The 16025-nt window shown below is 43.8% G+C and carries 7 protein-coding genes and 1 pseudogene; 3 read left to right on the plus strand and 5 right to left on the minus strand.

Translation table 11 applies throughout. The annotated features are described in order from the left end of the window. Positions 1 to 42: 42 nt before the first annotated feature. The 3 genes and pseudogenes from MKY19_RS09335 (at position 43) to MKY19_RS09345 (ending at position 9099) form a co-directional block, all read left to right on the plus strand. Positions 43 to 1878 carry a UbiD family decarboxylase gene (locus MKY19_RS09335; protein WP_339802191.1) on the plus strand — a complete coding sequence of 612 codons (1836 nt, stop codon included), beginning with the start codon at positions 43 to 45 and terminating at the stop codon, positions 1876 to 1878. 433 nt (positions 1879 to 2311) lie between these two features. Then, positions 2312 to 8486: pseudogene (locus MKY19_RS09340) on the plus strand (SGNH/GDSL hydrolase family protein). A 148-nt stretch (positions 8487 to 8634) separates the two neighbouring features. After that, entirely contained in the window at positions 8635 to 9099 is a 465-nt protein-coding gene (locus MKY19_RS09345) for a DUF2269 family protein (RefSeq protein ID WP_339270064.1), read from the plus strand. Here the strand turns inward: MKY19_RS09345 and MKY19_RS09350 are convergent. The 5 genes from MKY19_RS09350 to MKY19_RS09370 all read right to left on the minus strand — a co-directional run bounded on the left by MKY19_RS09350 (position 9071) and on the right by MKY19_RS09370 (position 15914). Continuing rightward, the gene (locus MKY19_RS09350) at positions 9071 to 10231 is read right to left on the minus strand and encodes a glycosyltransferase family 1 protein (RefSeq protein WP_339802195.1); all 1161 of its coding nucleotides are present in this window, start codon (positions 10229 to 10231) and stop codon (positions 9071 to 9073) included. The two genes, MKY19_RS09345 and MKY19_RS09350, sit on opposite strands and share 29 nt — an antisense overlap. A 144-nt stretch (positions 10232 to 10375) precedes the next feature. Further along, positions 10376 to 11218 carry a sugar phosphate isomerase/epimerase gene (locus MKY19_RS09355; protein ID WP_339270068.1) on the minus strand — a complete coding sequence of 281 codons (843 nt, stop codon included), beginning with the start codon at positions 11216 to 11218 and terminating at the stop codon, positions 10376 to 10378. Positions 11219 to 11235: 17 nt separating this feature from the next. Next, positions 11236 to 12336 (minus strand): mandelate racemase/muconate lactonizing enzyme family protein, encoded by a 1101-nt coding sequence (locus MKY19_RS09360; RefSeq protein ID WP_339802198.1) that lies wholly within the window; start codon positions 12334 to 12336, stop codon positions 11236 to 11238. After that, a complete protein-coding gene (locus tag MKY19_RS09365) occupies positions 12323 to 13039 on the minus strand; it encodes a rhamnogalacturonan acetylesterase (protein WP_339270071.1) in 717 nt (238 codons plus the stop codon). Before MKY19_RS09365 ends, MKY19_RS09360 begins: the two co-directional genes overlap by 14 nt. A 529-nt stretch (positions 13040 to 13568) precedes the next feature. Beyond that, entirely contained in the window at positions 13569 to 15914 is a 2346-nt protein-coding gene (locus MKY19_RS09370; protein WP_339270073.1) for a helix-turn-helix domain-containing protein, read from the minus strand. Positions 15915 to 16025 lie beyond the last annotated feature (111 nt).

Consider the following 16025-nt stretch of genomic DNA (forward strand, 5'->3'; position numbering starts at 1 on the left):
CAAGAAATCTTGTAATAACCTTCTAGAGATCGGAGTAATGAAATGAAATATAGCAATTTGGAAGAGTGTGTTAATGATTTAGAGAAACATGGACATTTGGTTCGTATTCGTGAAGAAGTGGACCCTTATCTGGAGATGGCCGCGATTCACTTGAAGGTTTATGAAGCTGGTGGCCCTGCATTATTATTTGAAAATGTAAAAGGCTCGAAATTTCGTGCCGTATCTAACCTTTTTGGAACGCTAGAGCGTAGTAAGTTTATTTTTCGGCGTACTTGGAACTCCACACATAACGTAATTGCACTTCGTAACGATCCTATGAAGGCACTTAAGAATCCTTTTAAATATGTAGGGACAGGACTATCTGCGAGAAAAGCATTGCCTATTAAAAAGCCGGGTGGTCTACAAAGTGGTTTTCAGGAAATCAGTATTTCTGATCTTCCGCTGATCACACATTGGCCGGAGGATGGTGGCGCTTTTGTCACTTTGCCGCAAGTGTATTCCGAAGATCCAGACAAGCCTGGCATTATGAACTCCAATCTGGGGATGTACCGTGTTCAATTGAATGGTAATGATTATGAACTCAATAAAGAGGTTGGTATTCACTATCAAATTCACCGCGGTATCGGCGTGCATCAAGAAAGAGCTAATCGAAAAGGAGAGCCGCTTAAAGTGAGCTGTTTTATCGGCGGACCTCCAGCGCATACGTTATCGGCTGTAATGCCTTTGCCAGAGGGTATGAGTGAGATGATCGTTGCCGGTTTACTTTCGGGACGTCATTTTAGCTATAGCTATGTAGATGGATATTGCATTAGTAATGATGCGGATTTTGTGATCACAGGGGAAATTCATCCTGGTGAGACGAAGCCGGAAGGACCTTTTGGCGATCATTTAGGCTATTACAGCTTAGTGCATCCTTTTCCAGTTATGAAAGTACATAATGTGTACGCTAAAAAGAATGCAATCTTTCCATTTACGGTTGTCGGCAGACCCCCACAAGAGGATACCGCTTTTGGTGAGTTAATTCACGAGTTGACGGGTGGAGCTATCCGACAAGAAATCCCGGGTGTCAAAGAAGTTCATGCAGTAGATGCTGCTGGTGTTCATCCCCTTTTGTTTGCGATTGGCAGTGAACGTTATACACCTTATCAACAAGTGAAGCAGCCAGCGGAGATTCTTACGATCGCGAATCGGATATTAGGCACAGGTCAGCTTAGTTTAGCTAAATTCTTGTTTATTACAGCCGAAGAGAAACAACCTATCAGCACACATGATGTTGAGGATTTCTTGACGTATATTTTAGAGCGAATTAATCTTCGCAGAGATATTCATTTCTATACGAATACAACGATTGATACTCTTGATTATTCCGGTACAGGACTTAACAGCGGAAGTAAGGTGATTTTCGCTGCGGTTGGGGAGAAGAAAAGAGAACTATGTACAGAGGTTCCTGACATACTTGAAGAACTACAGGGATTTGGACATGCAAAGATGGTGATGCCGGGTCTCGTGGCGCTTCAAGGCTCTAAATTCACTACTTACGCTGAAGCAGCGCAGGAAATGAACAAGCTTAGCGAAGCGATTCAAGAACAGGGAGCACTCCCATCTTGTCCGATGATTATTGTGTGTGATGATAGCGAGTTCTTAAGTGATAGAATTGTGAATTTCCTATGGGCAACGTTCACACGCAGCAATCCTTCTCATGATATATATGGCGTGAACAGTTCAACGGAGTATAAGCATTGGTCATGTGATAACGTGATTATTGATGCGCGTGTAAAACCTCATCAAGCGCCACCATTAATTCCGGATCCAGTGGTTCAAAAGCATATCGAACGATTATTTGCTCCAGGTGGGAGCTTAAGTGGCGTTAAAATCTAACCATAACTCAAAGACCTTCTTGGGAAACCAAGGAGGTCTTTTTGCTGTTTTTTGAAATGATTTTACTCAAATGAAATTAAAAATGTATAGGCGTATTCTGGGTTTTATGTCCCAGCTTGTCACAAAATCGTGGGATTTTATAACTAGAGGCGAGTGAATTGAACGGTTTAGTGTATGATAAACTCTGTTTTTTAAATGTTCATAGTGAAATTTAGGTGGTAGTATCGTGTTGGATATGAGTGCATCTGGAAATAATTATCCAGAAAAGTGTCTGAGCAAGGAGGAGGGGATACGCGCACGAAGTGAACTTATATTTGAAGAACGAATGACAATGAAACTTATTGTAAGCGTTTACTACAACGGGGCCAGATGCGTACTAAGTTCTTTCAATCATAAGAAAGCGGGTGAAGCACGGAAGATGAAGAGAAATAAAATGGGGAATAAAATACTTATTGTGTTATTGTCGTGGGTCTTCATTTGTTCATCTCTATTTCCCTCTACAACATTTGGAGTGCAACCAGCCAGAGCGGATTCAGGTCCAATAACTTTGCGATATGATTTTGGAACGGCAACAAGTCCTGTAATGAGTGGTTATACAGCTGTGCATGAATCAAAGTTGTATACGAAGGAGCTAGGATATGGTTTAGATCAGGCGGTTGCTTCGAGAAATCGCTCGGGCGGAGATGAACTGACTAATGATTTTGTACTGGGATTGTCCTACGCCTTTCTAGTGGATCTTCCTAATGGGGATTACGATGTGACTGTATTCTCAGGAGATTTATTGGCAGGTACAAGTACAACTAAAACTACGATTACCTTGGAAGGAATAACGGCCGGTTCAATAAGCAGCAAGCAGGCTGTAAATCAAGCCACCTACCGCACGACTGTCCAAGACGGTCAACTAACCGTTGGCATCACGGGTACAGGGGTTGGCGGGTATTTAAATGGACTTATGATTCAGCAAATCGTGCCGGGTCCACTGCAGGCTCCTGAGGGCTTAGCGGTTACAAATCTCTCGCCCACTGCTGTCTCTCTCGGGTGGAGCAGCGTGACAGAAGCAGTCTATTACAATATATATCGGACAGAGCTTCCAAGCGGGACTATTCAATCGGTAGCTCAAGTTACTGCTAACAGCTACGTGGATTCAGACGTAAATGAAGGCAGTGGCTACATTTATAATGTGTCTGCTGTTAAAGGCAGCGGTGAGGAGTCTGCTTTGAGTGCACCTGTGACGGTAGATGAAATTCCGGGGGCAGAGGTTCCGGCAGTACCAACGGGTCTTTCGATTGTCAGCGTGGGTGCGAGTTCTGTTCAGCTAAGTTGGAACAACGTGGCGGGAGCTACCCGTTATACAATCTTAAGGTCTGATTCAGCAGATGGATCCTTACAGGAGATTGGCCAGTCGGAGACGGCGACATTTACGGATGTAGCAGTGGATACCTCTAAACGCCAATATTATGGGGTAAAAGCTGCTAATGCCCAAGGAGAATCCCAGTTATCTAACAAAGTGGAAAGTATGGTATACACGCCACCTGTAACATTGCCAGAAGGAAATGTATATTCCTTTGATTTTGGCCCAGGTGCTGCGGCGGAAGGTTATCTTAAGGTCGATGCAGGGGTATCTTATTCCTCTGCGGTTAAATATGGATTTACGGATATATCAAAGGTAACTGGTGTAGACCGGGGAACCACTGATCCTTTGCGATCGGATTTGGTAGTCCCTAAGGATACTACCTTTAATGTAGATTTACCGAATGGTGACTATACTGTGTCACTTATCGCTGGAGATAGCGCCGGAGACACGGACATTGGCATCAAAGTAGAATCCATTCAAAAAGTTCAGCAGACAAGTAAAACAGCTGGTCAGTATTTGGAAATGAGCTTTGACATTGCTCTGGTGGATGGACAAATGAACTTGGTGTTCTCTGGCATGAAGCCTAATATCAATGCACTGGTGATTACTAAGCAGCCAAATCGTCCTGCTAATGAATTGCCTACAGTTTATATTGCGGGTGATTCCACTGTGCAGACTTACGATCCTTACTGGATACCACAGGCTGGCTGGGGACAAATGATTCCTGATTTCTTTAGTGAGGAAGTAACGTTTAAGAATCAAGCTATCGGAGGCCGCAGCTCTAAGTCATTTATTGTAGAGGGGCGGCTGGATGAAGTACTGCGAAAGATACAGCCAGGTGATTATTTCCTTATCCAATTTGGCCACAATGACGCAACGATCAGTGTTCCTGATCGGTATGCCTCTCCAGCAGATTACAAAAATTATTTAAAAACGTATGTCGAGGGTGCCAGACAAAGAGGAGCGACTCCGATTCTGGTGACCCCGATGGGCCGCAGAGATTATAATGCTGCCACGGAAAAATTTAATGTGAGTTTCCCTGAATATGTGCAGGCGATGAAAGAGGTAGCCAATGAGCTGCATGTGGAATTGGTTGATCTTAGCGCGCTAAGTGTCGCTTATTACAATTCGATTGGTTTTGCAGCTACACGCTCTGTATTCCTTCACCTCGATGCAGGGATATATGGTGCTTTCCCGAATGGGTCAGCAGACGATACTCACTTTCAAGAGTACGGAGCGATTCAAATGGCTCGTCTGTTGGCCAAAGGAATAGAGCAATTAAACATTCCGCTCTCCAGCTTTGTACAGGACATTAAGCAGCCAGAAACAGTGCCTGCCAAGCCACAAGGTCTTGTAGCGGGAAGTATCAGTAATGCAGGTGCAGTACTGAAATGGGATAAAGTAGAGGGTGCTGATATTTATAAAATCTATCGTAAGCTAGCGTCCGAAGCTGAAACTGCTTACGCATTGGCGGGAACTGCCACTGTTCCAACTTTAACATTAAGCGGAATGGCGGAAGGTAACAGCTACTCCGTTCGAGTGACTGCAGTAAATGGGTTAGGAGAGTCTGAGCCTTCAGATGAAGTTAAGCTGACTACGAAGTCCGCTCAATATCGTTATGATTTTGGACCTGTTGGCTCACCCGTTGCCGCCGGTTATACGGAAGTGAATCGTAATGTACTTTATACAACAGAACGTGGTTATGGCTTGTCCTCAAGTGAAGGTATGAGTGATCGAGATCGCGGTAGTGCAGCTGATGCCCTTCGTAGAGATTTCGTGATCTATTTTGGAGGCTCGTATGAATTTAAAGTTGATTTACCGAATGGTTATTATTCCGTTAAGACCTATACCGGAGATTGGATTGGTTCTACCAAGACGAATGTAGCGATTGAAGGCAAAGATTATGGAACAGTCTCTTCAGGTAAGGAAAATATTGCTGAGAAGCTGTATAACCAGATCGCTGTCAAAGACGGTCAGATGAATCTTGTTTTTAGTGGCACAACGGCTCATCTCAATGGACTGGAAATCACACCGCTATTATTAGCCCCAACGAATCTGAAACTGGGTAGTCTGGACTTAAACAATGAGCCTATCACAGCTAATCTTTCTTGGGATGGTATGGATGGTGCGCTAAAATACCGAGTGTATCGTCAGGCAACGGTTGCGAATAGTTCAGAGCTGCTGGGCGATACAACAGAGCCGCTTTACACAGATACCACTGCGGATATCGGTATGGAATACATCTATACGGTAACTTCGGTGGACAGCACGGGACTGGAATCCGTAACATCTAATGCCTTAAAGGTGTCTATGATTGATCCAGCTGTAGCAAAAGCAGCCGTACCTAGTGGTCTAGCAGTACAATCTACGAACAAAAATGATGTGACCTTTACGTGGAATGAGGTATCAGATGCAAGGATGTTCAACATTTATCGTGCGAAATCCGCGGATGGTGAGTTCATTCTAATCGGCAAATCATTCGAAGCTTCATACACAGACACGACCATTTTAAGTACAATTCCTTACTATTACAAAGTTGCCTCGGTAAATGCAGGCGGTAACTCTGATCTTTCCGCTTCGCTGGAAACCTCAGCGGTGACAACGCTATACCGGAAGATGGAAGCGCTGGATCGTGCGCATGTTGCGGTTAAGACAGATGCGGGTGTTTATATCAGCTGGCGGATGTTAGGTCTGGATTCAGAATCGATTGGATTCAATCTGTATCGTGGGGAAGAGAAGCTAAATGATTCGTTAATTACGCAAAGCACGAACTATCTCGACACTTTCGGTACAGCTGACGCCAAATACAGAATTACATCAGTAATCAATGGAGTCGAAAAAGCGGCTTCGGAAGAATTCAGCGTATGGCAGAAGCAATACCTATCTATCCCCTTGCAAAAACCAGCAGATGATTACACCAAAGATGGTCAGCCTTATACGTATAGTGCAGGGGATGCAAGTGTAGGGGATGTGGATGGTGATGGGGTGTACGAAATCATCATGTTATGGTCGCCTTCGAACAGCAAAGATAATTCCCAGGCAGGTTACACAGGACTAGTCTATATGGATGCTTATAAGCTAGATGGTACACGTTTATGGCGGATAAATTTAGGGCCTAATATCCGTGCTGGCGCGCATTATTCACCATTCATGGTTTACGATTTGGACAGTGATGGGTGTGCTGAGATTATGCTGAAGACAGCAGATGGTACGGTTGATGGTCAAGGTACTGTGATCGGTGATGCTAGTGCAGACTATCGCAATAGCTCGGGTTATGTGCTCCTCGGCAATGAGTATTTAACAGTGTTCGAAGGGGCAACAGGCCGGGCTGTGGATACGGTTAGTTATGATCCGCCGCGTGGTGACGTAGGTGCTTGGGGCGATGCCTATGGTAATAGGGTGGACCGCTTTTTAGCCGCCGTAGCTTACTTAGATGGTGAACAGCCAAGCGTGATTTTCAGCCGTGGATATTACACAAGAACTGTACTTGCAGCGTATAACTATCGCGGAGGTAAGCTAGAGAAGGTATGGCGATTTGATAGTAATGAAGAAGGGTATGGCGATTACGCAGGGCAAGGAAACCATAACTCTTTCAGTAGGAGATGTAGATGGTGACGGCAAGGACGAAATAACCTTCGGCGCGATGGCGATCGATGATGATGGATTGCCACTGTATAATACAAAGCTTGGTCATGGGGATGCGATCCATTTCGGAGATCTTGATCCTACCAGACCGGGGTTGGAGGTCTTTGATGTACATGAGCATACCGATTCCAAGTATGGTATTGAAATGCGTGATGCAGCTACAGGGGAAACCATATGGGGTGTGTTCACGGGAATTGATACTGGACGCGGAATGTCAGCAGATATTGACCCGCATTATACCGGTGAAGAGGTATGGGCTGCAACGATTACCAATGAGGTGCAGATTCCTGTTACAGGCATATATAGTGCACAGGGAGAGCTAATCACGAATAAGCTGCCTTCTTCTACGAATTTTGGCATTTGGTGGGACGGTGATCTTTTACGTGAATTGCTGGATTCTAATCGAGTGGATAAGTGGGATTATACGAACCAGACAACAGCTAATTTGTTGACGGCAACTGGAGCCTCTTCTAATAATGGCACCAAGGCGAATCCAAGCTTGCAGGCGGATCTGTTCGGGGATTGGCGTGAAGAAGTGATCTGGCGAGCAACGGACAGTTCTGAATTACGAATCTATACAACAACGGATATGACAGATTATCGTATTCGCACTTTGATGCATGATCCGATCTACCGACTGGGAGTGGCTTGGCAGAACGCGGGTTATAATCAACCTCCGCATCCTGGATTTTTTCTTGGCGAAGGCATGGAACAACCAGCAGCACCTAAAATTCAATATGTAGGCTCGCCTGTGGAAACAGAGGACACTACGACGCCTGTAATCACTGGTTTACCTTCTATTCAAATGAGTGAATCGGATATCTTGAAGGTACAGGTCGTAGCAGAAGATCCTGAGTCTGGTATTCGTAGTCTGGATATCACCTTTGATGGAAAAGAAGTTGTCTATGGAGATGAGATTCCACTCAAAGGACTTGCGGGATCGCATACGTTCATCGCAACAGCTGTGAATAACGCTGGACTCTCGACGACTGAACAAGTAATTGTGGTCGTAAGTGGTCCTCAGAAGGCAACAGGAGTTCCGGGACAACCGGTTCTATCCAATAACAATGGGCAGGATACAGGACTCTTGGACGGGGATTACAAAATCACAATGAATATGTGGTGGGGCAATAACGGTACGGTCTACAAGCTTTATGAGAACGGTACCTTGATTGACACGCAAACCTTACGTGACGACTCCCCAACCGCACAGACCGCAGTGACTAGTGTTACTGGAAAAGAAAACGGTACCTACACCTACACGGCTGAGCTAACCAATTCTTTTGGAACAACGGTATCTACTTCTCATGTGGTTACTGTGAAGGATGCTGCGCCAGGTAAGCCAGTGTTATCTAATGACAACTGGGATGGTGATGGAGAGTATAAAGTGACCATGAATCTATGGTGGGGGATGAACGGCAAAGTGTATCGCTTGTATGAGAATGGAGTGCTGATCGATACACAGACTTTAACAGCAAATACTCCGAATGCCCAAACGGCTTCTACTTCGATCACGAATCGATCTCCGGGTGTTTATGAATACCGTGTAGAACTGATGAATGATCAAGGCGTTAGTGAAAGTACAGTTATGAAAGTCTCGGTAAAATAATTAAGCAATAGTTAAAAAAGCGCCTACGTCGGTAATATCCGGCTAGGCGCTTTTTGAGGTTATCTAAGATTTAAAGGATTCTGCAAGACTATTTCCACTATCATCGTCATATGAATCTAAACAACGAATGATAGGGAGGATTGTAATCATGGAATTGACGGATATTATCTCTAAGATTGTGGTAGTCATACATGTTATAGCGGCCATAGTGGGAATTGGACCAGCTTTTGTGCTGCCAATACTGACAAGCTCTGCCAAGACAGGCAGCCAGCTTCGTTTTGTATTTGGCATGATGAAGACAATCAACAGATTCCCTAAAACGGGTGGGATTACCCTGATCGTTACAGGCATTTTGTTAATGATCATTGATAAAATGGGCTTGTCGGTGTTGTGGATCAATCTTTCATTATTATTTTTTATCGTGATAGAAGTCATTATTATTGGATTTGTTGAGCCTCGATTGAAAAAGCTGACCCAGCTCGTGATGGTGAGTGAAGGCGACGAAATCCCTGTAGGCTACACCGCCGCTATGAACAAGATCGCTCCGCTAGAAGCAGCTGTACATGTGCTCACTATCGTCATTATTATATTAATGGTAGTAAAGCCGGTATAAGATCGAAGCGTCTATTCTCAATGATCTCTTCATAATCGCGAATGAGTCCATCAAAAATGCTCTCCCACGAGCGGCCGAGCGCCAGCTGTCGCCCCTCATAACCCATAGCAGCCAGCTTTTGGGGTTGCTCTATACATGCACAAATCTCACGAATAAAAGCATCCGGGGAACGAGGTGGGGTGATTATTCCGGTGCGACCGGATGTAACCAGATCCTTTACCCCGCCTTCATTTACGGCGAGAACAGGAACTCCAGAGGCCATGGCTTCAAGGACAACATTACCGAAGGTTTCCGTACTGGAAGGGAAGACGAATAGATCAGCCGAGGCATACAATTGGGCAAGCTCTTCACCGTGTTTGTAGCCCGTAAACGTGACATTTTGCGGCGCCTGCGACCGCATCTCTGATAATAAGGGCCCGTCTCCAACAACTAACCAATGTACCTGAGCTTGCATAGACTCGGGCAATTGCTGCATGGCGAGAGCAAGGGTGTTAATATCTTTTTCAGGGGCGATTCTTCCTACATATAGTAGTAGTAACGGTGCGGTAATTCCGTAACGATCACGAACCTGATGGCTGCGTTTTTTCGGAGTGTAGAGATTGCAGTCGATGCCTCTAGACCAAAGCTTCAAACGTTGAAAACCTTGAGCTTGGAGGGAATCGAGTGTTTCATTGGAGGGCGCGAAGGTAGCATCGCAGGACCGATGAAACCACTTCATGTACTTCCAATAAAGAGGAACAATTTTTTTCATTCGATAATATTTAAGATAGCGATCAAAATGGGTATGGTAGGAGGCGACATGAGGCAGGCCAAGCTTTCGCGCATAGCGAAGGCCGCATAGACCGATATTGAACGGAGTAGCCAAATGAAGCAGATCGGGTCGAAACGCTTTTAGCTCTGACTGGATGGAGGACATATTCGGTAGCGCGAGTCTACATTCCGGGTATAAAAAAAAGGGGATACTGGTAATGGGACGTATGGGATCGGCATAACTGTCTTCAGGAGCAGATTTCGGCGAAAATAGCAGATGCTCGATACCTCGCCGGTTCAAATGAGTGGTTAAGCGCTGAAGCGTAAGTGAGACACCATTCGTTTGCGGAAGAAATGTGTCTGTAAATAAAGCAAGACGCATAGAACCCCTCCCAGGTACTCTTGATGTCTTGATCATAACAGCCCATTATTTCATGGAGGTCAAACGGATGTTAAACAGAATATAAAAATCCACTGCACACGGTAATGGGGTGTACAGTGGATTTTTTTGTATGTGATCTTATATTTACACTTCTTCATATATCTGCTGTAAAAAAGCGATGCTTTCTCTTAGATGCAATTCAGGAGTACTCTCTAAAATGCCCTGAATATGCGGACGCTCGTATTTCATATAACGGAGAATCGGCTCGAACTCAAGCCAGCCCTGACCTACAGGAACAATTTTGATGGATCCATCTTGCACGATAAAATCTTTTAAATGAATGATGGCAATTCGATTTCCTAAGAGCTTCAAAGCTTCCATAATAATAGCTTCCTGATGCAAGTAATTTGTAGGTGACATTAGATTTGCGCAATCCAATATGATCTGAAGATTATTAGAAGGAATCTCATCCAGCAGTCGGCGAGTTAAGGAAGCGGAATACAGCGGATGATGAAGTCCTACTTCAATACCTACCGTCACACCAAAACGTTCGGCCTCTGCGACCATTAGCTTTACCGAAGTAACGACCTGTTGAAAAGCTTCTTCTGTAAAATTATCTGTGGTATACCCAAGTGCCACACTTCCGGTTTCCGTACCTACTAGACTGGCGCCGAAATCTCTGGCCAAGCGAAGATGGGTATTGAACTCGGCTAACGCTTGTGCCCGTTTGTATGGATCGGTGTCTACAATATTAACGTAACAGCCAAGCACCGCAATCTGAATACCAGCCTGTCTAAAGGCATTTCCGTAATAACTAGCTGTTCCAGGGCTTATAGCAGTCAGACTCGGAGTGCTGTCAGGAAAAGATTTCTTAAGTGCAAACTGAATATGAGCGAAATTATAAAACTGAAGCTTCTCAATTAAATCCTTCAATGGAACTTGTGTGAAATCATGTGCTCGAACACCTAGGTGCAGAGGAATACTCATATGATCGATCGCTCCTATTAGTATTGTTGTTTGTGAGGTGCTAATTTATCCCAGTCAAAGGTAACACCAGTGCCTGTTACTTCAGGCGCAACTGCCATCCCATTGTCTTTGTTAATCACTAGCGGACGTGTAGTGTATTGATCGATAGGGAAGCTATGCATTTCGAGATAACCTGCATTTGGCATAGCTGCTAATAAACTAACGTGTAATTCCTGCATCCCATGTGTGGAAACGGAAAGGTTATAGGCTTGTGTTAAGTGAGCTACCTTTAACCAGCCCGTAATTCCGCCTATATTGGAAGCATCCGGTTGAGGGAAATCTACATGGCCATATTGCAGCATGTGATGGAATTCGGTTAAGGTCCGAAGGTTTTCTCCGCCTGCAACAGCAATGCCTGATTCTTCTGCAATACGCGCATAGCCGGCATAATCTTCCGGAATCGTTGGTTCTTCTAAGAAGAGGATATCGTATTTCAAAAATTCACGAGCGGCTTTAATCGCTTTTTCTACACTCCAGCTCATATTCGCATCGACCATAAAGGCCACATCTGGACCGATTAATTGGCGCACTGCAGCCACTCGTTCCACATCTTCAGCTAATGTTTTTTGGCCTAGTTTAATTTTGACAGCCTGCAGGCCCATATCTAAGTATTTTTGATTGTTGAGGAGGAGCTTTTCTAATGGGAAATTCAAATCAATCGCTCCACCATAACATTTGACCGCATTGCTTGCGCCACCCAGAAGTTTGTAAAGCGGTTCATCTGCTTTCTTCGCACGTAAATCCCATAAAGCGATGTCACATGCTGCAATGGCGAAGCTAGCCAGACCCCCGCGAGCAACATAATGTATTCCCCAGTTCATCTGCTCCCAGATACTTTCCACACAGCTAGCATCCTTACCGATTAAAATCTGAGTTAATTCATTCGCAATTAGTGAGCAGATTGCTTTGCCGCCAAATCCGCCAGTATAGGTATAACCTACCCCTTCACGACCGTCATCGGTTCTAATTTTGACAATGGGAACTTCAAAGTGAGTGTGCAGTCCGTGTTTAGCGTCCTCCATGATTTCCGGCAAAGGGATACGATAGTACTCTGTAATAACTTCTTTAATTAGAGACATCTGTGATCACTCCTTGTAGTAGTTGTTGTAAGTCTGTTAATGGTAAGGCAGTAGATTGTTCAATAGCCTGAACCACAAGTCTGGCGATGTGCTGAGCACCTTGATCAGAGAAATGAGTATCATCCATAACTCCATTTGGGTAATTCGGATGTGCTTTTTCAGGCAAATGCATGAATAACTTTTTGGATTCTTCAACACCTAACGAATGATAGAGCGCTTGCGAAGCTGCGAAAATATCAAGCAGCGGTGTTTGCGTTTCTTCAGCTACCTGCTTCATGGCCTCGGGATAAGCGCCTACAGCAAGCGGGTCAAGCTCTCCATCGGAGTTGAAGCGGCGGCGACTTACAGAAGTAAGTAGAACCGGAGTCCCGCCTAACTGCCGAGCAGCTTCAATATATTGAATTAGGTTTCGGCGATAGTCAGTGTCGGGATCAGTGTAACGCAAAGGATCTTCTTTTTTCTCATCGTTATGTCCAAATTGAATGAAGAGGTAGTCACCGGCCTTGAAGTCCTTAAGGATGTCCTCCAAACGGCCGTCAGTTATAAAGGATTTGGTACTGCGACCATTAATGGCGCGATTCTCGATTCGAACAGAAATTCCAAAATAACCTTGCAGGTATTCTCCCCAGCCAGTCATAGGTTTTTCTCCAGCGCCTTTGATAGCCGCAGTGGAATCTCCCGCGATAAATAATGTGGGTGTCATAGGATCTTCTCCTTGAATGTAGTGGTGTTTACTTAGCCATTTCTCAGAAAGGGAAAGCCATTGCTGGCAATGAGGATGTTCTTTAGCAAGCCCTAAACCATGCCGTCCTTATTTTCCACAGGAACGCTGGCATCATTTGCAATAGTCCATATAAAAGTTGGAGGTGTTATTGAAGTCATCTGTGATTCTGAGAAGTAGGCGTGAAGCTCAGCTTGTGTTGGGCGGTCTCCCAGGCGTTGCAAGGGGATAAAGGGTGAGTAGTGAGGTTTCCAGAGAGAGCTCGGTTTGTTCTGCATGGTTGGAATGTACACGGAAGCTCAACATTATGTTCCAATTCCTCCTTAAAAGGTTATTTGCACACGTTAACATATTTCAGAAAAAAAGAGAGACTCTTTTTTGTGAAAATATAAGAAAGTATAAGTTTCACACGATACTTTATGTCTTATATTTCTCGCTTAAACGCTTGCCGTCCATATTAGGACGCCGAAGGCGTTTATGCTTGTTCCACCTGAACAATAGTTCTCTCTTTTTACATTGATTCGTCAAAGGTGGATTTAAGTTTTGTGCCAGCGTTGTGATCCCGGTATTGTCCGGGTGTCATGCCTTCCTGCTTACGGAAAGAGCGAATGAAGTTCTGAGAGTTGTTATATCTTAATTTGGCTGCAATATCTTTAATGGGCATGTCAGTTTCCTTCAGCCATTTTTTCGCCATTTTAAATCGGTACATCGTTAAATATTCGCTGAAATAGTACTGGGTCTCCTTACGGAAGACGCTGCTGATATAGTTGGCATTATAATGCAGACGCGAAGCACACTCTTCTAAAGTAAGATCTGTATCATAATCATGTTGTATCAAATCGATGATCTTCTCAGAGATGTTGTGGTATTGCGCATTTTGTCTGCTATTAAAAATCTTGATCATCGGATAAATGACCATGCTCCAGAACCAATCTTCAATTTCAGTCACAGTATGAAGGTCATGCAGCTCCTCAAATATGGAACCATTGGCATGATAAATTTGATTTAAGCTAATACCGGATTCCTGCATCATAATGAGTAAATTATTGAGTAAGCGCGTCAACGGGATCTGGTATTCCTGTGGTGAAAGCTCATGAGCAAAGATAGATTTGAAGAGCAAATGAATGAGTTCCTTTGCTTTATCTGTTTCAGCTAATTTGATAGCGTCCAGTAAGTCATTTTCTTTATGAGTAGGGTAGTTCAAATTCAGATAGTGCTTGCCAGAGTTAATATTTTCATACTGGATAATGACACCTTTACCAAGTTTGATCCGATGCTTCAGTGCTTCGAGTCCCTCTCTGTAAGCCGTGGATAATTTATCGAAGGTGTTGAAGGGAAGGCTCAGACCAATGCTCACCTGAAGCTTTAGGTAGTTGTTTATTTCCTGCTGCAGCTTCTCCGTTAATGAATATAATGTCTTGTGAAAAGACTCGGTATCACTGTCTGGACTCCCCAATAAGACGACTACTGCATGATCCATAATTACAGGTGCCAGTCGTTGTTCAGGGCAGACTAACTCTTCGATTATATTGTGGGCAGCGAATAATAAGAGATTAAGATCTTTTTTCTCATAGCTGGAATCATCGGCAAAATCAATCGACAACGTAATCACAGCCATCGTCTTCCATTCTTCGAGCTGCTTATGGTAGCCGAATTGTTCCAGCTCTTCCTGCAGATCGCGCTTCTTAACGTTGCCATGGAAAGCATTGATTAGGAAGAAGGTACGCACCTGTTGGATATGCTGACGGACTTCTTTTTCCAGCTGTGATTTGGATTGGAATAAAGAATGAACTTGTTCTCCAATAATCTGAAATTCATTCGTGTGTCTGGATTTAATGTCCGGTTTGCGTTGGCCCATTTGATTGAGTAGTCTTTCAATGGGAGTGTACATCCGTCTTGAACCGATCCATGCCAAGAGAATAGACAATAGAAGCATAAAGCTACACACGAATATCGTAAACAGGCTAATTTTTTTGGATTCTTTCGTTAAACTTTCCATGGATGTAACCGAAAGATAGACCCAGCCATTCATCTGAGAGCGCATGTAAGTGACGGAGTAATCCTTCTTGTGGATCCTGGTCTTAAACTGACCTGAAAGTTTAGATGGATTAGTAATGAAAGAATCTTCTGTAAATCCGCCTTCTTTCATTGGTTTCCCGATCAAATTGCGGTCCGGATGGAGCAGGAATCGACCTGTCTTATCCAGAACGATAATATCATCGAGTGGCTGTACATCCGAGTTAATGAAATCCTGAAGACTGCAGACAGGAATATTAGCTAAGGCAAGCCCATATTTTTGCAGCTTATTGGTTGGGAGTTTCTTGATAAGACTAATGCTGTAGTTACAGCCTGTGACGTTAATGCTTTCCTCACTGTAAAATATGGAGGACGGGTTCAGGATCCACGAGGTATCTTCGGCAATATTCATCAGGTTGGTGAGCTGCGCATGGTCCTTGTACTCATTTAAGCGATATACACCAGAATTTTTGATCATCCAATTTTGCTGCTGATTTAATAAGATGACATCTTCCAGCTTCGTATCGAAGGACTGCATATTGCGAATTTCGTTTCTTAAATCATTGTATAAAATGAAATCGGTTTCATTTAAAGGGTTGTTTAGTGCTTTTTTTAATACACTAGAATTGATCACTTGGTTTAATGTTTGATTGACAGTTGTTAACTTATGTTCTACATTTGAGGTGATTTGTAAGATTAATTCCATTTTGCTGTTGTTAACGTTTTTTTGAATTTCTTTTGAAGATGTGAAATATGAAAAAGAACCGATGAACAACACAGGCAGCGTGCTAATTACAAAGGCAAACATCGTTAGCTTACTTAGAAAGCTTAATGGTCTCACGGGACTCAGCACCTTTACTTATGTAGAAGTAGACACTTAATCTAAGTGTATGTAACTTGGTATGAAATAACAATAATCATCTCGTTCTGTGATAATCATTAGCTCTAATTA

It is taken from the genome of Paenibacillus sp. FSL R5-0744, assembly GCF_037972555.1.
In the GTDB taxonomy this organism is placed as follows: domain Bacteria; phylum Bacillota; class Bacilli; order Paenibacillales; family Paenibacillaceae; genus Paenibacillus_AQ.